Annotated in this window: 24 protein-coding genes; 3 read left to right on the forward strand and 21 right to left on the reverse strand. The window is 68.9% G+C overall.

What is annotated here, in order from left to right:
- Positions 1-60: 60 nt before the first annotated feature.
- The 19 genes from GSY65_RS30810 to GSY65_RS30900 form a co-directional block, all read right to left on the reverse strand.
- A complete protein-coding gene (locus GSY65_RS30810) occupies positions 61-990 on the reverse strand; it encodes a DUF2797 domain-containing protein (protein WP_159774738.1) in 930 nt (309 codons plus the stop codon).
- A gap of 36 nt (positions 991-1,026) precedes the next feature.
- The gene (locus GSY65_RS34170) at positions 1,027-1,386 is read right to left on the reverse strand and encodes a hypothetical protein (protein ID WP_236580135.1); all 360 of its coding nucleotides are present in this window, start codon (positions 1,384-1,386) and stop codon (positions 1,027-1,029) included.
- A gap of 327 nt (positions 1,387-1,713) precedes the next feature.
- Positions 1,714-2,793, reverse strand: a complete 1,080-nt coding sequence (locus tag GSY65_RS30820; RefSeq protein ID WP_159774740.1) for a hypothetical protein — start codon at positions 2,791-2,793, stop codon at positions 1,714-1,716.
- Positions 2,790-3,617 (reverse strand): hypothetical protein, encoded by an 828-nt coding sequence (locus GSY65_RS30825; RefSeq protein WP_159774742.1) that lies wholly within the window; start codon positions 3,615-3,617, stop codon positions 2,790-2,792. The genes GSY65_RS30820 and GSY65_RS30825 overlap by 4 nt, the downstream gene beginning before the upstream one ends.
- The gene (gene folE, locus GSY65_RS30830; protein WP_159774744.1) at positions 3,614-4,243 is read right to left on the reverse strand and encodes a GTP cyclohydrolase I; all 630 of its coding nucleotides are present in this window, start codon (positions 4,241-4,243) and stop codon (positions 3,614-3,616) included. Before folE ends, GSY65_RS30825 begins: the two co-directional genes overlap by 4 nt.
- Before the next feature lie 56 nt (positions 4,244-4,299).
- Positions 4,300-5,043 (reverse strand): 7-carboxy-7-deazaguanine synthase QueE, encoded by a 744-nt coding sequence (locus GSY65_RS30835; RefSeq protein WP_159774746.1) that lies wholly within the window; start codon positions 5,041-5,043, stop codon positions 4,300-4,302.
- Positions 5,040-5,450, reverse strand: a complete 411-nt coding sequence (locus GSY65_RS30840; protein WP_093593327.1) for a 6-pyruvoyl trahydropterin synthase family protein — start codon at positions 5,448-5,450, stop codon at positions 5,040-5,042. Before GSY65_RS30840 ends, GSY65_RS30835 begins: the two co-directional genes overlap by 4 nt.
- A gap of 59 nt (positions 5,451-5,509) precedes the next feature.
- Positions 5,510-5,977 (reverse strand): DUF6082 family protein, encoded by a 468-nt coding sequence (locus tag GSY65_RS30845; RefSeq protein WP_159774748.1) that lies wholly within the window; start codon positions 5,975-5,977, stop codon positions 5,510-5,512.
- A 73-nt stretch (positions 5,978-6,050) separates the two neighbouring features.
- Complete coding sequence (locus tag GSY65_RS30850; RefSeq protein ID WP_159774750.1) at positions 6,051-6,626, reverse strand: DUF6624 domain-containing protein; 576 nt, start codon at positions 6,624-6,626, stop codon at positions 6,051-6,053.
- Complete coding sequence (locus GSY65_RS30855) at positions 6,623-7,195, reverse strand: hypothetical protein (RefSeq protein ID WP_159774753.1); 573 nt, start codon at positions 7,193-7,195, stop codon at positions 6,623-6,625. Before GSY65_RS30855 ends, GSY65_RS30850 begins: the two co-directional genes overlap by 4 nt.
- 74 nt (positions 7,196-7,269) lie before the next feature.
- Positions 7,270-7,761, reverse strand: coding sequence for a LuxR C-terminal-related transcriptional regulator (locus GSY65_RS30860; protein WP_236580136.1), 492 nt, complete (start codon positions 7,759-7,761; stop codon positions 7,270-7,272).
- Positions 7,762-7,888: 127 nt separating this feature from the next.
- Entirely contained in the window at positions 7,889-9,142 is a 1,254-nt protein-coding gene (locus GSY65_RS30865) for an acyl-CoA dehydrogenase family protein (protein WP_159774755.1), read from the reverse strand.
- An 87-nt stretch (positions 9,143-9,229) separates the two neighbouring features.
- Positions 9,230-9,871: a GAF domain-containing protein gene (locus GSY65_RS30870; RefSeq protein ID WP_159774757.1), complete on the reverse strand. Its 642-nt coding sequence runs from the start codon at positions 9,869-9,871 to the stop codon at positions 9,230-9,232.
- Positions 9,871-10,503, reverse strand: coding sequence for a GTP-binding protein (locus tag GSY65_RS30875; protein ID WP_201452726.1), 633 nt, complete (start codon positions 10,501-10,503; stop codon positions 9,871-9,873). The genes GSY65_RS30870 and GSY65_RS30875 overlap by 1 nt, the downstream gene beginning before the upstream one ends.
- Before the next feature lie 7 nt (positions 10,504-10,510).
- Positions 10,511-10,915 (reverse strand): DUF742 domain-containing protein, encoded by a 405-nt coding sequence (locus tag GSY65_RS30880; RefSeq protein ID WP_159774759.1) that lies wholly within the window; start codon positions 10,913-10,915, stop codon positions 10,511-10,513.
- On the reverse strand, positions 10,912-11,427 hold the full coding sequence (locus tag GSY65_RS30885; protein WP_055493701.1) for a roadblock/LC7 domain-containing protein: 516 nt from the start codon (positions 11,425-11,427) through the stop codon (positions 10,912-10,914). The genes GSY65_RS30880 and GSY65_RS30885 overlap by 4 nt, the downstream gene beginning before the upstream one ends.
- 70 nt (positions 11,428-11,497) lie before the next feature.
- Complete coding sequence (locus GSY65_RS30890; RefSeq protein ID WP_159774761.1) at positions 11,498-13,015, reverse strand: sensor histidine kinase; 1,518 nt, start codon at positions 13,013-13,015, stop codon at positions 11,498-11,500.
- Between the two features lie 26 nt (positions 13,016-13,041).
- Positions 13,042-14,937 (reverse strand): glycoside hydrolase family 15 protein, encoded by a 1,896-nt coding sequence (locus tag GSY65_RS30895; protein WP_159774763.1) that lies wholly within the window; start codon positions 14,935-14,937, stop codon positions 13,042-13,044.
- A 232-nt stretch (positions 14,938-15,169) separates the two neighbouring features.
- Positions 15,170-15,544 (reverse strand): DUF6415 family natural product biosynthesis protein, encoded by a 375-nt coding sequence (locus GSY65_RS30900; RefSeq protein ID WP_236580137.1) that lies wholly within the window; start codon positions 15,542-15,544, stop codon positions 15,170-15,172.
- A 306-nt stretch (positions 15,545-15,850) separates the two neighbouring features.
- Between GSY65_RS30900 and GSY65_RS30905 the strand changes: the two genes are divergently transcribed.
- Both GSY65_RS30905 and GSY65_RS30910 read left to right on the forward strand, forming a co-directional pair.
- A complete protein-coding gene (locus GSY65_RS30905) occupies positions 15,851-17,239 on the forward strand; it encodes a Tat pathway signal protein (RefSeq protein ID WP_201452859.1) in 1,389 nt (462 codons plus the stop codon).
- 72 nt (positions 17,240-17,311) lie between these two features.
- Positions 17,312-17,812, forward strand: a complete 501-nt coding sequence (locus tag GSY65_RS30910; RefSeq protein WP_159774767.1) for an SAM-dependent methyltransferase — start codon at positions 17,312-17,314, stop codon at positions 17,810-17,812.
- Between the two features lie 62 nt (positions 17,813-17,874).
- Here GSY65_RS30910 and GSY65_RS30915 read toward each other — a convergent pair whose 3' ends face one another.
- Positions 17,875-18,384, reverse strand: coding sequence for an ATP-binding protein (locus GSY65_RS30915; protein WP_159774769.1), 510 nt, complete (start codon positions 18,382-18,384; stop codon positions 17,875-17,877).
- A 131-nt stretch (positions 18,385-18,515) separates the two neighbouring features.
- On the opposite strand from GSY65_RS30915, the gene GSY65_RS30920 reads away from it, so the two are divergent.
- Positions 18,516-19,754 (forward strand): helix-turn-helix transcriptional regulator, encoded by a 1,239-nt coding sequence (locus GSY65_RS30920; RefSeq protein ID WP_159774771.1) that lies wholly within the window; start codon positions 18,516-18,518, stop codon positions 19,752-19,754.
- 65 nt (positions 19,755-19,819) lie between these two features.
- Here the strand turns inward: GSY65_RS30920 and cutA are convergent, their stop codons facing one another.
- Complete coding sequence (cutA, locus tag GSY65_RS30925; RefSeq protein WP_006143010.1) at positions 19,820-20,146, reverse strand: divalent-cation tolerance protein CutA; 327 nt, start codon at positions 20,144-20,146, stop codon at positions 19,820-19,822.
- Positions 20,147-20,654 lie beyond the last annotated feature (508 nt).

Below are 20,654 nucleotides of genomic sequence, written 5' to 3' on the forward strand. Positions count from 1 at the left end.
GTTGCTGTGGCCTCGCTTCTCAGAGCGGCCCGGCAGTGCAGGCCGGGTGTTCGGGCAGGGTCAAAAGAGCGCGGACTGTACGGCGGCGGGCGGTGAGGAGAACTGTGCGCCGAGGACGATGCGCCGGCCCTTGAGGGTGCCGAGGTCGAGCAGGTAGGGCAGTTGTTCACCGTCGCCGTCGAGGGTGGCGAGGACCTGGGAGCCGAGGCAGGAGAGCACCGTCAGTCCGTGCTCACCGGAGCGTGGGTCGTGCGGGTACAAGGCGCGCCCGGTCTTCGGCGTCCGCAGCAGTTCGCCTTCGCCGGGCGGCGTCCACGGCTCCGGTGTGGCCGGGACGTTCAGGCCGCTCAGGGCCGCGGTGGCGCGGTCGAGGTGCTGATGGTGGGCGGCGTCGGCCGGGGCGAGGTCGCGCAGCTCGGCCAGGGCCGTCAGCTTGGCCGCGGCTCGCACGGTCTGCGTCAGGCCGAGTTGGCGGGTGAGGGCATCCTCCAGGAACCGCACAGCGCGGCCGTCAGCACTCCGGGCGAGGTAGGTAGCGATCAGGGCACCCTGTTCGTCGAGGCGGGAGCGCTTACGGGGTTCGGCCGCGGTGCCGATCTTGGTGGTGCCGTCGGCGAACGTCGCCAGGTACAGCCAGTGCGGCTGGGCCATGTACGCCGCCAGGGAGTCGGGAACATGCCCGCCGGAGTGGAACCGGTGGGCGAAGCGGAAGTCGTCCCGCCCGGCGCAGGCCGGGCACTGTCCGCCGACCTCGGCCGGGGCCCGGTCAGGGCAGGCGACCGCCTCGACGCGGACGCGGTCGGCGAACCGGTACCTGCCGATGCACCACCGGCCGGTACCGCTCACCTGGTAACTCAGGCGCCTGCCCATGACCGGGGCGTAGACGAGTGGTCCGCCGGTCACGGGGGCGAGCAGAAGGCGGGGGTCTGCGCTCGCCCAGGTGATGCCGTGACAGACGTATGTCCCGCTGACGGGCAGGGCCTGGTCCATGGTGCGTTCCTTGTCGATCGGGGAGGGAGGGCCGGTTTAGACGGTCAGGCGCAGACGGTCGGCCAGGGCAGTGGAGGCGGCCTTGTAGACCTGGTCGCGGTCCAACTGGGCGACGTGCAGCGTCAGCCAGGCGCCGCGTTCCGCCTGTTCGCGCATCTGGTCCAGGACGGTGTCCTGGTAGCGGATGAAGTCCTCGTCACCGCCGCCGGCGTGGCCGGCCTCCAGGGAAGTGAACGAGCCTTTGCGGACGAGAGCCTCGCGAGCACCGATGTTCAGGAAGAACACCAGGTCCGGCTTTGTGAGATGCGCGAAGACCTGCTCGCACAGGCGGGGGGAGACCTCGGGGTTGACCGAGTACCGAGCGAGGATCTTGTGGTGCGCGTTGTCGAGGATCACGTGGGTTCCCGCGGCGAGGGCCGGCTGGATGACGCCGGTCCTGCAGGGTGTACCAGGAGGCCAGGGCAAGCAGCCAGTAGTGGTCGCCGCATGCCTGGGCGACGCTGGCGTCGCGCCGGTAGACCAGCTCGTTGAGGCGGTCGAGGTAGGCGGACAGCTCCGGGTCCCGGCGGACGTCGGTGCTGTGCTTGCCGATGAGGACTGCCGTGTGGCCGGCGTCGTTGAGGGCCTGGTGCAGGCGGGCTGCGAGGGTGGACTTGCCGGCCCCGTCACCGCCGACGAAGGTGATCAGCTTCCCGGCTGCGGTGGTGGCCGGCGTGTTCGCCGTCATCGGGATTCTCCCAGGGGGTGGGTCGGGCTGACGGTCAGGCGGCCGGTGATGATGGTGCGGATGCGGTCCACCAGGGCGGCGCGTTGGCGCAGGACGTCGCTGTGACGCTCATTGGACAGGTCGGCGGGATAGTGGGTGGCGAGGTTGTTGGAAATGACGTGGAGGTAACCGAATCTGATCCCCGCCTGGCGCGCCGCCGCCCCCATGGGGCCGATCTCCGGGTCGACGAAGGCGTACGAGGCGGTGTGCTGGGCCAGCCAGTCGCGGTTCTCCAGCAGGATCGACGGGGAGGACACGTGCAGGCCGTTGCGCACCCCGTCGTGGGCGGCGGCGTAGTCGCCGAAGAAGTCGTCCCAGCTCACCATCGCCCCGCGTACCAGGCTGGTGTTGCCGGTCGCCAGCCAGGCGTTCGGTTCGACGCCGGGGGTCAGCGAGCCGACCTTGCCGACGTAGACGACATCGCCTGCGCCGAGTTCGGCAAGGCGCGCGACGACCCGTCCGGCCACGTCTCCCCATATGCTGTGGAGGAACCCGAGGTAGACCACGCGACGGCCAGCGACTTCGGTGCGTTGCCACGCGTAGCCGGGTCCGCGGGTCCACACTCCGTTCTCGGGAGCGAGGTACTGAAGGCCCCAGCCGACGATCACCAGGTCGCCGTCCAGTTCCAGGTCGAGCGCGTCGAGCGCCGTTCGGCACTCCTCCTGCTCGGGCGGCTGATAGGTGACGGTATCGGCGGGGCGGCCGGTCATGGCCAGATACGTGGCGATGATCAGGGCGTAGTGCTGGACGTAGTCGGCTCCGGGGAAAGCCTTGACGATGAGGTCACGGCCGTGGATCTCTGCGGTGGGCCGTTCGATGTTGAACAGCTTCCCGGTCTTCTCGTACCGGGAGATCACCGCCGTGCGGTCGTAGCCGCCGATGACGCGGATGCTGTCCCAGTCCTGGTCCTGGATGAGGTGGTGGACCTTGATCTCCAGGTAGCGCAGCAGCCTCGCGTGGGTCATGGTGTGCCCGGCCGGCTCGATCGGGGCGGCGCGCAGGAGTCCGGGGGTCGGGTCGGCGAGTAAGGGCGTCATCGGTGCTCCTCGGCGATCGTCACGGTGCTGCCGGCCGCCGCGCGAACGACGGAGATGTTCTTCCGGATGAGGTCGAACCGGTCTTCGGGGATCGGGCCGAGCTTCTCGATGCGGGGCGTGGAGGGCTTCTCGTATGGCCCTTCGGGCAGCAGGGCGACGCCCATCGCGCCGAGGATGACCGGGGCTGCGCCGTCCACGGAGGAGATCCACTCGTGCTCGCGCTGCTCGATCAGCTCCAGGTGCCCGGTCCGGCCCAGACCGAGCAGCCGGTAGATGAGCAGATCGTCGACCAGGCCGCGATCCTGCAGGTAGGCGGTCGCCAACCAGCGGGTGCGGCACAGTTGCTCGTCGGGATCCGGTCGACGCGAGGCCGGCAGGGCGATGGCCCCGGCCCAGCCGCTGGTCACGAAGGCGTCGTAGGTGCGCAGCCACTCGTCGTCGTCAGCGGCGTGCAGGACCGCGCACAGCCGGAATGCGTCGCCGGACAGCTTCCGGATCTCTCGCGCGGCCTTCTCGCTCGCCTTCAAGGTCGCGGTCCCGTCCCGCATGACGTCCGGCAGGATGATCTCCCTCGCGGACACCGCCAGCGCGGCTTCGACGAGGCTTTCCACCGGCAGGGCGTAGCCTAGGTCGAAGAGCCCGTTGTCGATGATGATCTCGGCGCCGCGCTCGGCCTCGTGAGCGAAGAAGGCCCGGTAGCTCTCGTCGGACAGCACGTGCTGGGCGGCCACGTGGTGGACGCGGGCCGGCTCTTGGGCGACGAAGTTCTTCAGGTAGGCAGGCGGAGCGATGACGGAGAAGTCGATGCCCGCGGTGGTGATCACGACGCCCCCCACAGGCCGGTGGTGAGGGTGAGGAACTGCTGGGAAAGGACGGGGTCGGTGCCGAAGCGCCCGCCCGAGTGCACCGTGGTGGTGCGAGCCTCCTCCATCCGTACGCCCCGCATGCTCATGCACAGGTGCACGCCGCGCACGGCGACGGCGATGTTCTCGTGTCCGATCACGCCGTTGAGGTATTCGGCGACCTGGCGGGTGAAGCGTTCCTGGACCTGCAGTCGGCCGGCGAAGTGCTGGGCGATCCGCCCGAACTTCGACAGGCCCACCACCTCGCCATCCGGCACGTATCCGGCCGTGACCTGCAAGTTCATGGGCAGCATGTGGTGCTCGCAGAGCGACCACACGCTCATGCCGCCCACGATGACCAGCTGACCACCCAGCTGGGACTCGGTGAAGCAGGTGGCCGTTTCGGCGCCGTCCGGGGACAGGAAGGCTCTCCACCAGGCCGCGACGCGGTCCGGGGTGCCGGTCAGCCCCTCGCGGGCGGGGTTCTCGCCCAGCTCGACCAAGAGCTGGTGGATCAGGCCGGAGACCCGGCCGGTGTCGATGACCGTAGCGGGCCCGGCGACGGCAGCGGTCGGCGCCGCCGCAGGGCTGGCGATAGAGGTCGTCATGGGCGTCTCTCGTTTCCGGGGACTGGGGAACGGATGGGGCGTGGAGTCGCGTGCGGTCAGCGGCCTCGGGCGTCCGCGAAGGCCAACACGTGAAGGCGGGTGGTGAAGTGCCAGTGCCGGGCCGCGACCCCGTCCGCGAGGACCCGGGTAGTCGCGGTGATCACCTCGGGGGTGGTGCCCTCCGGCATGACCCACACCGGCGCGAGCCGGTGGGCGTCGGCCAGCTCGGCGATCCGGTCGAGGTCGTCCACCGTGGAAGCGACGAACTTGAACGCCGCCCGCCCGGAGGCCACAAACGCCTCCAGCGCGGCTGGCACGATGCTCTTGGTCTCCTTCACGCCGAAGCTGGCAAGCTTGGGCGAGACGTTGAACCGGACCCCGTCGGCCACCAGCTCGGGGGTGGGCGCGATGGTGCCGTTCGTCTCGCACTCGATCCGCTTGCCGGCTGCTATCAGTCCCCGGACGAGAGGCACCAGTCGCGCCTGCTGGATCAACGGCTCGCCGCCGGTGATCACGACCAGCTCGACCGGTGAAGACGTGGCCCAGGCCACCAGGCCCGCGACGGATTGCCTCGTCGACTCCTCGTGCGGGTCGAACCGAGACCAGTCCCAGGTGTACTTCGTGTCGCATCTCGTGCAAGTGAGGTTGCACCGGGACAGGCGGATGAACAGGGCCGGGTGTCCGCAGCTTGGGCCCTCGCCCTGAAACGTCGGCACCTCGGTACCGAAGCACTCCGCGACGATCAGGGATTCGCCTTCGGCAGCTTCCGGTTCGAGGTTGAGCGGCTTGGTTGTGGTCATTGGCCCACCACATCGAAGCGGGCCCAGCTGCTTGCGGTCTCGCGGACTAGGACGGCGACAAGGCGGCCGGGGATCTCCGATTGGAGGTTTTGAACGAACCAGCCGGCCAGGAACTGGGCCAGGCGCTCCGAGGTGGGCTCGAAGGGCAGGATCTCGTGCAGGTTGTGGTGGTCGAGCTCGGTGTCCAGGAACGACTTGAACGGGGCGAGCGCACCGAAGTCCGTGACAAAGCCGGGATCCTCCAGCGCGGATGCAGTGAGGATGACCTCAACCTCGTAGCTGTGCCCGTGCTGGCGGGAGCACTTGTGCTCATGCGGCAGCCGGGGAAGCCGATGGCCGGCCTCGAAGGCGAACTTCTTACCGATGGTGAAATTGCCGGGCGGTAGTGGAACAGCAGTGAAGCCCATTCGATTTCTCCGAGAGGTGAGGGTGTGGCTGATTCGGGCGGGGTGGGGCAGCCGCCTCTTCAGGCGGCTACGGGCTGTGCCGCCAGGTGGTTCTTCGCGGCCTTGTCCAGCACCTTGGTGAAGTGCTCGGCGCGCTCGTCGCCCTCGGCCTCCTGAGCGCGGAGGCCCCCGAAACGGGCCCAGTACCGCCGGCAGACGTCCCTCTCCATCAGCTTCGAGGCGTAGAACGGCAGACGCCCGTCCCGGACGAAGCCGAGGCGGTCGCGCAGGCTGAGCATGCAGATGAGCTGGTTGGCCTTCAGCAGCTGCATGTACTCCTCGACGTCCAGGTCCTCGGGCGTCCAGAGCTTGGCGAGGTCAGGGTTGGCGGACATCTGCGTCAGCCAGTCGAGTTGGTTGCGCGCGACGGTCGCCTCATTTCGTTCGGCCTGGTGCCGCGCGTCCTGCCTCAGCCGGGCGGCTCCGACCACGACGGTGGCGAGGGAAACCGCGGCGCCGGCAGCGAGGACGGCGGTGGTGAGCTTCATGCTTTAACGGTCCTTTCACGCAAAGTGATCTGGGGCGAGGGCGGGTCTGTGGAAGCCTGCGGGGCTCGCTGCGTCATGCGACTCCCGCTAGCACGACGGCCGGTGAGCCGCCGTCAATGCGATCCAGGGCGTACCGGCGGCGCACAGTGTCCAAAGCGACGGCGATCGGCGGCAGTCCGACGGCGGCCCTTCGCTGGTCCAGCAACTGCGGCGCACGCAGTGGGCACAGCTCCACCCCTGCTGCGCTGAGGACGAGTTGCGTCCCGAACTCTTGGGGTCGCCCGCTGTTGACCAGGGCGCGGTCGTGAAGGTGGGCCCAGTGCTGGATGCGCGCATCGCCGTCCTGGACCGCACGTTTCAAAAGGGTGGTGGCCGCCCGCTGGAAGTCGGGTTCGTCGTCGGCGTGAAGAGCGATGCTCCAGGCGGCACGTGCTGCGTCGGGGCCCACGAGACGGTGGCCGGGCCAGTCATGTTCGGCCAGGATGCGGCGCAGCACTTTGGTGTCGGCGTGCTCAGCGTGACGGTCCTGGCCGAGGTGGACGGCGTCGAGCTGGTTGCGTACGCGTCTGGCCCGGCGTGCTGCCGACTGTGCGGCGCGGGCGATGAGTTCGCGGGCGAGGTCCGGCCGCAGCGGTTCCGCGGTCCTCACGCGATACTCCGCTGGTCGGCGGCGGACTGCGGCTCGTGGACCTGGCAGCCGATGAGCGCGCTCAGCCCAGGCCGAAGCTCGGCGGTGAGTTCGAGGCGCGCGACTCGCTCATGGTGCTGTCCGGTGCCCGATCCGCGGACGTCCCAGCCCATGTCGGTGAGCCGACGAAGGAATGTGGCGATCGGATCGACGTCGAGAGGATGGCGGGCCATGGCCTCGGCCCGCACAAGCGGTACCTCGAGCCGGGCGGCGAAGTCGGAGGCCCACAGAGTGATCAGTCGGACGGTGTCATCGGAGTGACCGGGCAGGGTGTGGACGCAGTCCAGGAAGAGGCACGGGCCTTCGCCCCATCCGAGGTCGGGCCCGCGTTGCGGGATCATGCAGGCCAGCAGCAGCCCGTCCTCGAACAGTCCAGCCGGTTTCACCTGCGGGGCGCGGAACAGGGCCGGGATATCGGACCGGGCGGGTGTAGGCACGCCGCGCATGGCGAGCCAGCGCTGACGGTCCTGGACGAGGGCCGCGGCCTCGTCCCGTTCGGCGTTGGTGCGCAACGACCGCATCTCGTACACGGCCGGTAACCCTGTCGCGCACTGGCTTCGAGGCGCGGGGGAGGACTCGATGGCCGTAGAAGCGGGTGAGGCATTCACTGGCTAGCTCCGCTCTCCATCGTGGTGGCCCGCCTGGCGCCCAGCAGGCCCCACGCGTGGGCCCAGACGACAAGTTGGGTGGTGTTGGCCGCCCCGGTCTTGTCGAGCAGTTCGTCATGTGCGGCTCGCACGTCGGCGGGCGCGATCTTGGCTATGGCAGCAATGTCGCTGGGATTGCTGTGCTCAGCGACCGCCCGCAGCAACAGTTGCTGCTCTGGACTGAGTTCCGGCATTGGCCTGTCCGTTGTGGGCGGAGCGACCTGCCGGGCGTTGCACAGGAAGTGCACGATCACCGGGGGCTTGCAGCGGGGCGGGCAGTGGAGGCTCTCCCGGATGTCGCGTACGTACTGGCGGACGGTCACGGCCGACAGCCCGGTCCTCGCGGCGATCTCTTGAGGGCCAAGGCCGTCCACGAGGTGCTGGGCGACGCGCTGCTGGGTCGGGGTCAGGGGGGTGATCGGTGCGCTGGTCATCATGCGCGGGGTCACGGGTGTCTCTTTCGCGGCTGGGTTGAGGGATATCGGGTGGGGTGTCGCCGGACCCCGCGGGGGACGGGGGCCGGCGACACGGGCCCGTGCGCGGCGGCTGGATTCACGGGGCGACGCACACGGGGGCTCATGCGGCCGTCGGGTCGGGGCGGGCCCACGCCGCTTCGGCGGCGAGACGTTCTGACCACTGGATGTGGGCCTCGTCGAAGGCGGCGTCGGCGAGGCGTATGCGCTGGACTTCGCCGGTTCCGGCCGGTGGGTAGGTGAACTGGATGTCGCGCCACAGGCGCTGGAGGATGTAGTCGCCGTTGAGGGCATGGGCGCCGTGCAGCTCCATGGCGTCCTGGGTTGACTGCATCGCCCACTGGTGGCCGAGGTACTTGGCGTTGATCAGGTCGGTGTCGCAGGGCAGGCCCTGGTCGAGGAGGTGCACGGATTGATAGGCCAGGATTCGCCCGGCGCGCAGGCGGGCCTCCATGTCACCGATGCGGTCCCGCAGAACCGGCAGATCGGAGAGGGCGCCTCGGTAGCGGGAGCGCGCCTTGAGGTAAGCGGTCGAGGCGGCCACGACTGCCTCGTGTATTCCCAGGCTGACTGCGGCCAGGTTGGGACGGCCGTACAGGATGCTGCTGCTCTGCGCTACGCCCAGCCCCTGGCCGATCTCTCCGACCACGTTTTCCTCGGGGACGTGGACGTGATCGAGGTCGAGGCGGCCGGCGGAGAAGCCGTGCAGGCCGAGGCCGGGACGGTGGTCGGCGACTGAGAGCCCTCGGCGCTTGGATTCGACCATGAACGCGGTCAGCGCCTGGGAGGTGCTCACGCCTGCCTTGGCGGTCCGGGCGACCACGAGGTGGGCTCCCGCGAGGTGGCTATTCCCGATGTGGATCTTGCTGCCGGTGATCACCCATTGGTTGCCGACGTGCTCGGCGATGGTCTCGATGCCGCCGATGTGCCCGCCGGCTCGCGGTTCGGTCACGGCGATCGACAAGAGCAGTGAACCGTCCGCTACGCGGGGCAGCCAGCGGCCCTTCTGCTCGTAGGTGGCGAAGTGCAGCAGGGCGCCGACGGGGATCAGCGTGGCCTGGAGGATGGCCGCCGCAGCCGCCGAGACGCGGGCAATGCGGTGGACGAGGATGGTCTTGGCCACGTGTCCGGCGCCCAGCCCGCCGAAGGAGGACGGGACGGTGACGGCGAACCAGCGTCGTGCGGCCATCAGGTCGGCGACCTTGCGCTCCACCCTGCCGGGGGCGGCCTCCATGCGTGCGGCGCGCGGCGCGATGTGCTCGGCCGCGAAGGCGTCCGCCTCGTCCCACAGCAGTTCGTGGCGGGCGTTGAAATAGGGGCGCAGCGCCGGCGGCGGCGTGGTGGGTGTGGCGGGCATGGTCCTCTCCCTCTCCCTGGATGAAGGTCGCACGGTGGAGCGGCCGGGGATCGCCTGCGGCTCCCGGGTGGGGGGTCGTGCAACGGACTAGCGGACGGGCGCGCGGGCGATGTGGTCCATCACCCGGAAGCCGGCGTTGATGACGATGTCTCTCAGCCGTCGGGCCTCGCTCAGGGGCCGCTTCTCGGGGTCGATGACGCACACCGTGCCCAGCACGGTGCCGCTGTCGTGGATGAGCGGGGCACCGAAGTAGGAGCGGATCCCGACCGCGTCGACCACGGGGTTGCCGCTGAAGCGCGGGCTGGCGTGCACGTCGTGCAGCGGAAGGGCCTTCTTGCGGGCCATGACCTCCGGGCACCAGCCGTGGTCGCGGCTCATGGTGCGGCCGACGATGACGTACCCGCTGTCCGCGGGCGGCTGGTGCAGCCCGACGAAGGTCTGCTCCTCCAGGAAGAGGTTGACGAAGCCGTACAGGAACCCGGCTTGTGTGGCCATGTCGCGGGCCAGTTCGTCGAAGTCCTCGCTGGCAGCGGTGGGCACGCCTAGGCGATCCAGCAGCTCGTACCGCTGCGCCAGCTCGGTCGCCTGCTGGGCCTGCGGGACGGGGACGGCGGCGCCGGCGGGGAGGGATGGCCCATGGGTGACGTCCCGCATGGTACGTCGCGGCAGCGACTGCGTGAGGGGGGCGGTCTGCCGCGCGCGGTAGGGGTCGTTGGGCTGATACGACATCAGGCGTCCTGAAAGGTGGTAGTGGATGCGGGGCCAGCGGGGCTTGCCGATGCGCTCTTCAAGGCGTGGCCAACGAGGGTCAGCAGGACGCCAGCGACGTGGTTCGGATCGCGAGCGTCGCAGGTGACCACCGGCACAGAGGCGGGCAGTTCGAGGGCGGTGCGGACCTCTTCGGGGGGGTAACGATGTGCTCCGTCGAACTGGTTCACCGCGACGACGAAGGGCAGGCCGATGTCCTCGAAGAAGCCGACGGGGGCGAAGCTGCTTTCCAGGCGGCGGGTGTCGACCAGGACGACCGCGCCGACGGCTCCGCGACAAAGGTCGTACCAGAGGTCGACGAAGCGGTCCTGGCCGGGCGTGCCGAACAGGAACAATTCCATGGGCACGGGCGCGTCGGGCAGGTTGAGGCGACCGAAGTCGAAGGCGACCGTGGTGGTCTGCTTGGCCTCGACGCCCGCCAGGCTGTCCACGTCCGCGCTCGCCTCGGTCAGGTACTCCTCCGTGCTCAGCGGCGTGATCTCACTGACGGCACCCACGGCGGTGGTCTTGCCCGCGCCGAAACCGCCAGCGATTACGACCTTCAGCACGGTCGGTGAACCGGTACGCGGGCGCGACGACGGCCGCAGCACCACGGCCGGGTCACCCGGCCTGGGGGTAGGCGATGGCATCGGGCCACTTCCTCTTCAGGCCGGCAGATAGGGCCGCCAGCAGTTGTGCAGACGGACGTGCATGCGCGTCGGACGCGGCATAGGCGGTGACAGGGACGACCAGGGCGTCGGCGTCCAGGAGGTCGGAGATGAGGATCTTGACGGCGGTTACGGGACGGCCGAGTCGGCCCGCCAGCTCGGTCACCGAACGCCGGTGCTCCCGGCACAGGGCGAGGATCTCTGCGCATTCTTCGGCCTGGCCCGGGCCGGGCCGCCCGGGTCCGGCATCCAGCACCGTGTCCAGGCCGAGCAGATGCCGTGGCCGGGTGCGACCGCGCGTCAGGGTGTAGGTCCGCACGAACGTCGAATCCTCGGCCGCGCTCCTGTGTGCGGTCACCGGACCTCATCACCCGTGCCGACGCGGACGGGGATCTGCATGTAGGGGGCGAACTTCTGCACCAGGCGCCCCATCTCGAACCCGACGGTGCCGGCATCGGCGTCCATGGTCGCGATCACCGCGAGGACCGTGTCCACCACGCCTCGTTCGTTGCCGGGATGGCCCTCGAAGGCCGCGCTGCGACCGGAACTCTGGACGAAGATCAGACAGTCGTCTCGCTCGATGACGACCTGCCTCGCCGGCCTCTTCTTGTGGGTGGGACCGGTGATGTTCGCCGCGAGTGAGGCCACTCCGCTGATGGCGGCCGACAGTTCGTCCGCCCAGTCCTTGTCGACCTCGCTGTCCAGCAGCCGCAGTCCGTCCCGCGAGAGCAGGACGGCGTGCGTGACGCCCGTCGTGTCGGAGGCGAACTGCCGCAGCAGCCACGCCATGTTGTCCCGCTGTCCGCTTGCCGTTGTCTCGGTTGCGGGTGCGTCGCCGGTCACGTTGTTCATCGCGGGGTGGGTACTCATAGGGATCGCTCCAGAAAGGGGGGAAGGGCCAGCGGATGTAACGGCCACCGGGAACGTGGAGGGACGAGGTTCAGGGCCTGGGGTGCTCTGTCGAAGCGGTGGGAGAACCGGCTTGCCCGCCGGCCTGGATGCCGGTGCGGAAGGCGGCTGCGAGCCCTGGCGTCGCCTCGGTCACAGGGGCTTGCTCCCGCTCGTGTGGCGGACGGAACGTGCCGGCCTGGCGTCTACGCATGGGAAGTGCGGGTGGATCAGCAGGGTGACCTGCCTGTGCGGCTTCCGGCGCCCCTGTGGCACTGGTGCGTGGAACCTGCCCCGCTCTCGGGGTGGCTGGAGTCGCGGCAACCTGCTGCGATTGCGGCCCCAAGGGGCGGGTGTCCTGGGGCGGCGCGCCCGCATCGTCGATGGAGGGAATGGCTACCAGGAGCCGTGCCGGGATGACCACCAGGGCGGTGGTGCCTCCTGTCACGTTCTCCTGCAGGAGAACGGACAGCCCGTGCGACTGGGCGATCTTCGCGGCGACCAGCAAGCCGAGCTGTCCCGCTCGCACCTGGCCGCTGACGTCGACCTCGTCGGGGGCCTGGAGCAGGTGGTTCATCTGCGCCCGCGTCTGCGGATGCATGGGGATGGCCCGGTCCTCGACCTCGACCGCCAGCCCGTTCGCCACCCGCTGCGCACGCACCATCACCTTCGTAGCCGGATCGGAACACTCACAGGCGTTCTCGATCAGCTCAGCCAGCAGGTGCGTCAGGTCCGGACCCACATGGCCGGGAAGGCCCAGCTCCGCGCCCACGGACCCCGCCGCAACCGCCACCCGCGGATACTGCACGACCTCGGAGACGGCGCCGCGCAGCACGCTCTTGACGGGAACGGGCCGACGCACGCTGCGCAGGGACTGCCCGCCCAGCACCGCCGTGCTCTCGACCTGGCGACGCATCCGCGTCACGAGTTGATCGATCTCGAAGATCTTGGCGAGCAGCTCCGGGTCGTCGGTCAGCATCTCCAGCTGGCTCAGTGCCTCAAGCGCCTTGCCGACCAGCGCGTGCTCGCGCATGGCCAGGCGACGCAGCACTTCCAGGAGTACGACGGACTGGGACTCGTCGTGCACCCGTATCAGCGACGCGATGGCCTGCACCTGGAGGGCACTCAACGCCTTGTTGATCTCGACGTTCGGACTGGCCGATGGTGGCACCTGCAGGTCCGGCAGCGGCGGCCGTCCCCCGCGGCACAGCTCGTCTGCCGACCACTGCACCGACTTTTCGACGGCCGCCGCGGCTCCTGCGATCGCTGCCAGTGCCGCTGCCTGGGCATGCTCCGCAGCCGTCTGCACGGCCCCTGCAGCCGTTCGCGCTCCGCGAGCCGCCAGCGTGGCGACTCCCGCCAGTCCGCAGACCAGGCCGGCGAGGAGCCAGCCGGGGCCCACCGCGGACACCGACCAGAGGATGAAGGCGGCACCCAGCAGTGCGGCAAGGAGCACTAGGGGCAGTGCGACGGCGCGGTGGACATGGTGCAGCGTGAACGCGTCGATCTGAGGCCGCCGTCGGCGGTGGCCGGCGGCGGCTGGCCCTGCCGCAAAGGCGCTGTCAGGCATGGGAATCCTCGTCAGGGTGGGGGTGGCTAGGCGTGCTGCGGCGTCAGGTCTGCGCAGGTCTGGTGTGTGCTGCGTGCGGTCGAGCTGGGTGACGGAGACGCGACCGCGCTGCGGTGGGGGGACTGTGTCGCCAGGAGTTGAAGGAGCCGGGCGCTCTGGATCAGCCCCATGTGGCTGAACGCCTGCGGGAAGTTGCCGAGCTGGCGCTGCTGGACGGGGTCGTACTCCTCTGCCAGGAGGCCGAGGTCGTTGCGCAGTGCGAGGAGGCGTTCGAACAGGGCGTGGGCCTCGTCGAGGCGGCCGGTCAGGGCCAGGGCGTCGACGAGCCAGAAGGAGCAGAGGACGAATGCGCCCTCGTCTCCAGTCAGACCGTCCATCCCGGTGTGGTCTCCGATGGTCGGGTATCGGCGTACGAGTCCGTCTGACGTGGAGAGTTCACGACGCACTGCGTCCACGGTGCCGATGACGCGCGGGTCGTTGGGCGGCAGGAAGCCAACGCGGGGGATCAGCAGTGTGGCGGCGTCGAGTTCCTGGGAACCGTAGGACTGGGTGAAGGTATTGCGCACCGAATCGAAGCCCCGGGTGCAGACCTCGTGGTGGATGGTTGCCCGCAGCTCGATCAGGGGGGCCAGCTCGATGTCGAGCGCGCCGGCTTCGGCCAGGCGGATGGTGCGGTCGATCGCCACCCAGGCCATCACCTTGGAGTGGACGAAGTGCCGGCGGGCCCCGCGGATCTCCCAGATCCCCTCGTCGGGCTCCCGCCAGCGTTGTGCCAGGTGCTCGACGAGCCGCTGGTGCAGAACCGAGGTGTCGGCGCAGTGGGCCACGCCGCTCTCGTGCGCGAGGTACAGGGTCTCGATCACCTCGCCGTACACGTCGAGCTGGAGCTGGTCTGCCGCCCCGTTCCCGACCCGCACCGGCGTCGAGCCCTCGTACCCGGGCAGCCAGGGCAACTCGCGTTCCCGTAGATCACGCTCCCCGGTGATCGCATACATGATCTGCAGATTTTCTGGGTCGCCGGCCACGGAACGCAGGAGCCAGCGTCGCCATGCCTGCGCCTCCTGCCGGTAGCCGGTCCCCAGTAACGCGGCCAGGGTCGTGGCGGCGTCCCGCAGCCAGGTGTAGCGGTAGTCCCAGTTGCGTCGGCCGCCGATCTGCTCGGGCAGCGAGGAGGTCGGCGCGGCGACGATCCCGCCGCTCGGGCGGTAGGTCAGTGCCTTCAGCGCGATCAAGGAACGGACCACGGCCTCACGGTAGGGGCCCTCGTAGGTGCACTGCTGCGTCCAGTCCTGCCAGAAGGCGAGCGTCTCGGTGAGCGCCGTGTGCGGGTCGGGGATCTCCGGAGCCAGTGCGTGGGACGGGCACCAGCTGAGCACGAACGCCACGCTCTGCCCGGCGCGGATGGCAAAGGCACTGACGACGACGCCGTCCTTCTCCACCTGCGGGACGCAGGTGTCGACCCACAGCGCGTCCGCGCCGGCCTCCGCGACCATGCGCTCACCGGCCTCATGGATCCATGGGCTGACACTGCCGTATCCCGGCCGCGGACGCATGGCCGAGACCATCGCAACCTCGCCGGCCAGACCCTCGACGATCCGGATCACCTGCGGTGCCCCGTCGCGCGGCGGCATGAAGTCCAGGACGCGGACCGACCCGGCAGGTGTGCGCCAGATCGATTCGAGGACGAGCGAGTCACCGCGGTACCGGCGCTCGGCGACCGCTCCGGGCCCGGAGCGGCCAGGCGCGGCCGGGGCGATCTGCCAGGTGCCGTGCTTGTGCGTGCCGAGCAGGCCGGCGAAGACGGCCGACGAGTCGAACCGGGGCAGGCACAGCCAGTCGATCGAACCGTCATCGCAGACGTGGGCACTGGTCTGCATGTCGCCGATCAGGCCGTACTGCTCGATGCGCGGGAGGCGTTTCATCGTGTGGGTCTCCGTAGTCCCCGTGGACCCGGGGGTGGCTTCGGGGCCGCCGTGGCGGCCGGGAAGTGTCGGTGAGAGAGGCACGGTGGTAACCGGATCGGGGGAAGTCTGTTCTGCCTCGGCGGGGGATCCACGTCCCGTGGAGGGATGCGGCCGCTTACTCGATCACCACGAAGAGCCAGCCACACCATGGGACCGAGAATCAGCGCGATCAGAACTGCCCCGGCGGCGGTCATGTCCGGGGCACCGACGCGGCCAGAACCACGCAGGCGAGGGCGAGAGCGAAGACCGCGCCGCGCAGCACGTTGATCGGCGGCTGCCACCAGCGCCGTCTCTGGACCGGCTTCGCAGGGGCCACGTCGTGGGCCCGCACGGCAGCGACAAGGTCTTGGGTTGCCTCGGCCAGCCTGACCAGATGGACCCTGCTGGGCATGTAGCCATCAGTGAGGCCGCCCGAGCAGAGCTGCTGCGCACGGAGCAGGGCTGGCTCTTGCGAAGGCGTCAGGGCCCCGAGCTGGCTGACGTGTCCTCGCAGCCGCAGTGCGAGGTCCTCCACATCGGCGGCAGTATCGGGTAACGGCGAGTCCTCGCCCAGCACGAGCGCCACCGTTTCCGTCGCGGAGGCCGCCGGGTCCCGTCGCAAGATGGGCTCACCAAGGGCGTGGTTTCTCCGACCCTGATCACTGAGTTGGCACGCCCGGCGAAGGGCCAGCGAGGGACGCATGACGCAACTCCTAGATGAATCCAGCCAACTTGAGCGAGGAACGCTGTGCACCGCAGGCGACTGAGGTGCAAGGTGAGTGATCCTGCGGCTACGTTGAGCGAACCGCGAATCCCTGTCAGGGGGTATGCCTACGCGGCCCTCAAGGCCGTCAAAGGCGTCAAAGATCATTTCGGAGCCGAGGGGCAGTACATGGCCCGTGAGAGAAACGTCGCCCTTGCCGCGCTCCTGCGCGAAGCGGGCTGGTCCCAGCCCCAAGCAGCCGCCGCGGTCGCTCGCGTTGCCGCGGAGAGCGGTGTACGCGAACTGGAGGCCATTTCCCGCTCCCACATCGCCATGTGGGTCCAGGGCACGAAGCCCAGTGGACGAGCGCCTCATATCCTGCGTGAGACGCTGTCCCGCAGGCTCGGCCGACGCCTCACCCTCGCTGACCTCGGACTGGAAGATGGACCGACAGGCCCCACTGACAGTAGTTCTGACTGGAGCGTCGACCCTCTGACTGTGCTGGCCGAGCTGGGAAGCGACGATCTGCACATGCACCGACGCAAGCTGTTGGCTACCACCGCGTACTCGGCCGCCGGCCTCGTCCTGCCTGCCTCTCCATGGTGGGCAGCCGCCCCGGCCGCGGCGGCCTCGCGCTATGCAGTCTCCTCCCGGCTGGTGACTCAGGCTGACATCGACGACGTCCGCAAGCTGACCACCTTCTACTCCGCGAGGGACCAGCAGCGCGGTGGAGCCTCGGGGCGCTCGGCCCTGGCCGGCCATCTTCGCGACGAAGCGGTGCCGCTCCTGGGCAGCAGGTTCCGAACGGAACAGCACCGCCGGGATACGTACTCGGCCGTGGCAGAGATGACCTACCTCGCCGGCTGGATGGCCTTCGACGCCTCCGAGCATCGAACCGCCCAGCGCTACCTCACCCTCGCCGCACGCCTTGCGGCCGAAGCCGCAGACGGACCGCTGGGCGGCCACATCCTGCGTGCCCTCGCCCACCAAGCAGTCGACCTCGGGCACCCACGCAGAGCGCTCGACCTGGCTGACGCCTCGATGTCCCGCACCCACTACGGCCAGGCCAGCTCGCGGGAGAAGGCCCTGCTCGCGGTAGTCCATGCCCGCGCCCTGGCCTCCGGCGGCGACCGCCGCGGCAGTCTCGCGGCCATCAGTCGCGCGGAGAGGGACCTCGCACGTGCCGATAACGAGGATGCCCCCGACCGCGTCAGCTTCTTCCAGGAAGCCTCCCTCGCCCACGAGACTGCCTGTGCCTTGCGGGACCTGGGAAATCCTCTCGACGCGGAGTTGCATTTCCAGCGCAGCGTCGCCACCCGCCGGCGGCAGCAGTATGCCCGTACACACAGTGTGACCCTCGGCTACCTCGGTGCCGTCCAGGTCCAGCAGGGACGCCTCGATGAGGCATGTGGTACCTGGGGACAAGCACTGGACGCCATGGCTGGCGTCCAGTCCGGCCGCGCCCGCGACGTCATCGTCCGCATGCAGAGCGACCTCTCGCCTGTTCGGCAACGTGGTGGCCGCCACGTCGCCGAACTGGACCGCCGGGCGCGGGAAATGCTGCGCGCCATAGGCTGACCACAGGGCAGGTCCGCAGCTATTGACGGCAGCTGCTGAACACGCGCCCCCGTTAGAGAGGAACGAGCGCCGATGGCAACGTACGAGGTCGAATCGATCGCAACGGTTGTCGGGGGCCACACCCGCGTCCAGGACGATTACCAGGGTGGAGTCGAGTCGATCATCCGACTCAACCAGGCGTACCCCCTCGAGACGCTGCAGGGAATCGAAGAGTTTTCCCACCTGACGGTGACCTGGCTCTTCCACCTGGCGCGACCGGAAGATGTTCAGCTCCACGCACGCAGCCCCCGGGGGAATCCGGACTGGCCGCCGACCGGTACCTTCGTCCACCGCAACCATCGGCGTCCCAATCAACTGGCGATCAGCTACCCGCGGCTGCTCAAGGTCGAGGGGCGGGACCTGTTGGTCACCGATCTCGACGCTGTAGACGGAACGCCCGTGATCGACTTGGCACCGTACTTCGAACAGATGGGGCCTCGTGGCCCGATCCGTCAGCCCGCCTGGCCCGGCGAGATGCTCGAACCGAATTACTGGGCGAAGGCAAGCGAACGGCCCTCGGAGCGCCCTGTATGACAGAAGCGACTGAGCTGCCCAGCTTGCCATTTGCATCGTCGGGAACCAACTGGAGGTCTGGCTCAAGCTGCAGCCCTCGCGTCTCGGAACTCACACCACGTCTCCTCGCCGCTGCTCTCCCATGCGTCTGAGATCGCATCGACCAGCCGGATCCCGCGCCCCGATTCGCCGTCGGGTCCGGCTTCCTTGAGCACAGCGGGCGCCGGGTTGTGGTCGGTTACCGAGACACGCACCACGTCGACGGCCACCGTGATGCGGAGCACGACTTCGCCCTCACCGTGGACCACGGCGTTGGTGACCAGCTCCGAAACGGCCAGTACGACGAACCCCGCCACCGGCTCCGAAACCCGGCACCGCCGCAGGAACGCCCTGGCTATGCGCCGCATCTCCCCGACCTTCGCGAGGTCGGGGAGAAGGGCCGCCTGACAGGCATGGGATGCCGCCGGTACCTCTGCCCTCTCCCATGCGCCGGGCTCGTCTTCCTGAACTGGCCTGACGCATGACGCGCCGGCTGTAGCCGCACAGCTACGGATGCCCCCGCCGGGCGGGGCCGCCTCTTGGAGCCTGGTCATGTGGGCTATGGCACCGTGCGGCGACGCCGTCGACCAGGGGAATCCAGAGGGGGAAAATTATGTCAAGGGGGAAACTGGAGGGGGGAATTGAGGCCATGATTGGATTCCGCCCACCAACAGAGGTCACACTCATGCCAGACCCGTTCGCCGACCTGCTCCTCCGGCTTCGGCAGGAGGCGGGCCGGACACAGGAGGAGCAGGCGGAGGCGATCAACGCTGTCTCCGGCCGGGACACCATGACCCGCCGAGAGATCAGCCGTTATGAGAACTTCGAGAACATTCCTACCAACCACACAATCGGCCACATCGCGGCGGCCTGCGGTGTCCCCTTCGAGGAACTACAGCGAGAGGCCAAGGCCGCCCGCGCTCGGAAGAGAAAGGGGCATGCCGATGCAGGGGAGGACCAAGACGCCGTGAAGCGTCGCACGCTCCTGGGTAGCGCCACTATCGGCGTGAGCGTGGCCGCCGAGCCGTGGGGGCGCCTCGCCTTCGCCCTCAGCAAGGGGACCAAGATCGATTCGCCCGCTGCCGCCGCGCTCATCGACCGAGCCGCTGAACTGCACGTCCAGGAACTCAACCTCAGCGCGCGGCGGCTACAAAAAACGGTCGAGTCGCATCTTGACGCGATCACTACGGCCCTGCCTCGTGCAGGCGAACACGAAGGCGCTCTCACCATCGCCGCCGGGGAAACCGCCGCTCTGGCCGGTTGGGTGGCCTGGGACCTGGGGGAGCACGACAAAGCCAACGCCTACTACAAAGTCACGTCGCAGTGCGCGGCGGCTGCCGGGCATCCTCCACTCCGAGCCCTGGCCCTGACCTACAGCAGCTACGGCGCTTTGACGCCAAAGGCGAAGATGGAGTTCCTCTCCCAAGCCGCCAACGACGTGCGAGGCCACGGAAACGCTACTGCTGCCGCCTGGGTTCTCGGTAGGCACGCGGAAGAAGCTGCGGCGGCCGGCGACGAGGTGGGGGCGCTCCAGGCGTTAGACCGAGCGCGCTTCGCCTACGATTTCGCGGACCACACCAGCGAGCAGGCATGGGTCAGGTTCGTGACCCCATACCGCATGGACTCGTTGGCCCTGTCCGTGTACGGCCAGCTGAGGCGCCCCGAGCTCACGTCCACAGCTGATACCGCGGTCGACCGCCTCGGAGACGGGCTACCGGACGGGGGCGTCGTAGTCCTCGGTGATCTGGCGTCGGCCCTACTGCGTGGGGGTGACGTCGACCAAGGCATCTACGTGGCCCGCCAGTTCGCTGCGGCGGCACAGGCCAAGCCCAACACCATGGGCAAGGAGCGGGCGGCGGCTATTGCAGTGTTGCTCCCTGACAGCGAGCACGAACTTGCCGTTCATTTCCGGCGGTTCGCATGATCCACCTCGGGTGGCACGCGGCAAGCCCAGGGCACCAACGTCGCCGACGCCCGGCCCGTGGCTCCTCAGTCGGATTCCGTCTCCTCGAAGACCCAGGACAGGTACGCCTCCGACCCGCCGGTTACGGGCAGTGTGATCCATTGGGGGACGTCGTACGAGTGCTTCTCGTGCACCCACGCTTCTAGCGCGGGAAGACGGTCCGTCGTAGTCATATACGAGATGCGCCACTCCCGCGCCGCCTCGACCTTCCCCTTCCACCAGTAGAAGGCGGTGATTGGCGCATCGATGTGAACTCCCGCTGCCAGCTTGCTCTCGACCGCACCTCGGGCCAGCATCGTCGCCTGCCCCTCGTCGTCGCTGGTCGTCTGAGCAATCACAATATCGTGGGCCATGCAACTACCTCTCCAGCTCGGGTACCGCGACCCTACCCAGCCGTCCAGGGCACACCGAGGGCCGGTCGCCACCTCTCAAGGCGAGTGAGGGCTCGACCACGACCTGTACCAGTCAAGTGACGGCGGGCCATGCGGGGTGGCGCGTCGCTTCGGCACTGCGGTGGCAGGTTCTCATCAACGAGGTCGTGCGGCTGCATTATGCAGGCGCCGGGCCCGTGCGCTTCACAAGCCCGCGACAGGAGGACTTGCTGGCTGTCGGCGGGCATTCGCTCACGGCAGACGAGAAATAGGACCACAGGACTGGATACCTCCGTCCGGACCATGTCAACGTACAACGTCCCGGAAAACACCAGGCCAGGATGTGCAGATGCTCCACTGCGGCCCAGGTTGCGAAATGCCTTGGAATCCTGCACCCGTGTGACTGCCTTGCTGGCAGGGCTCCTACTTGGGGAGGTCCGCCTGTCTGACCCCGCTATTCGATCCGCTCGCTTCACTGCACCCGCTCTTT

The organism is Streptomyces sp. HM190, assembly GCF_009857135.1.
Lineage (GTDB): Bacteria > Actinomycetota > Actinomycetes > Streptomycetales > Streptomycetaceae > Streptomyces > Streptomyces heilongjiangensis.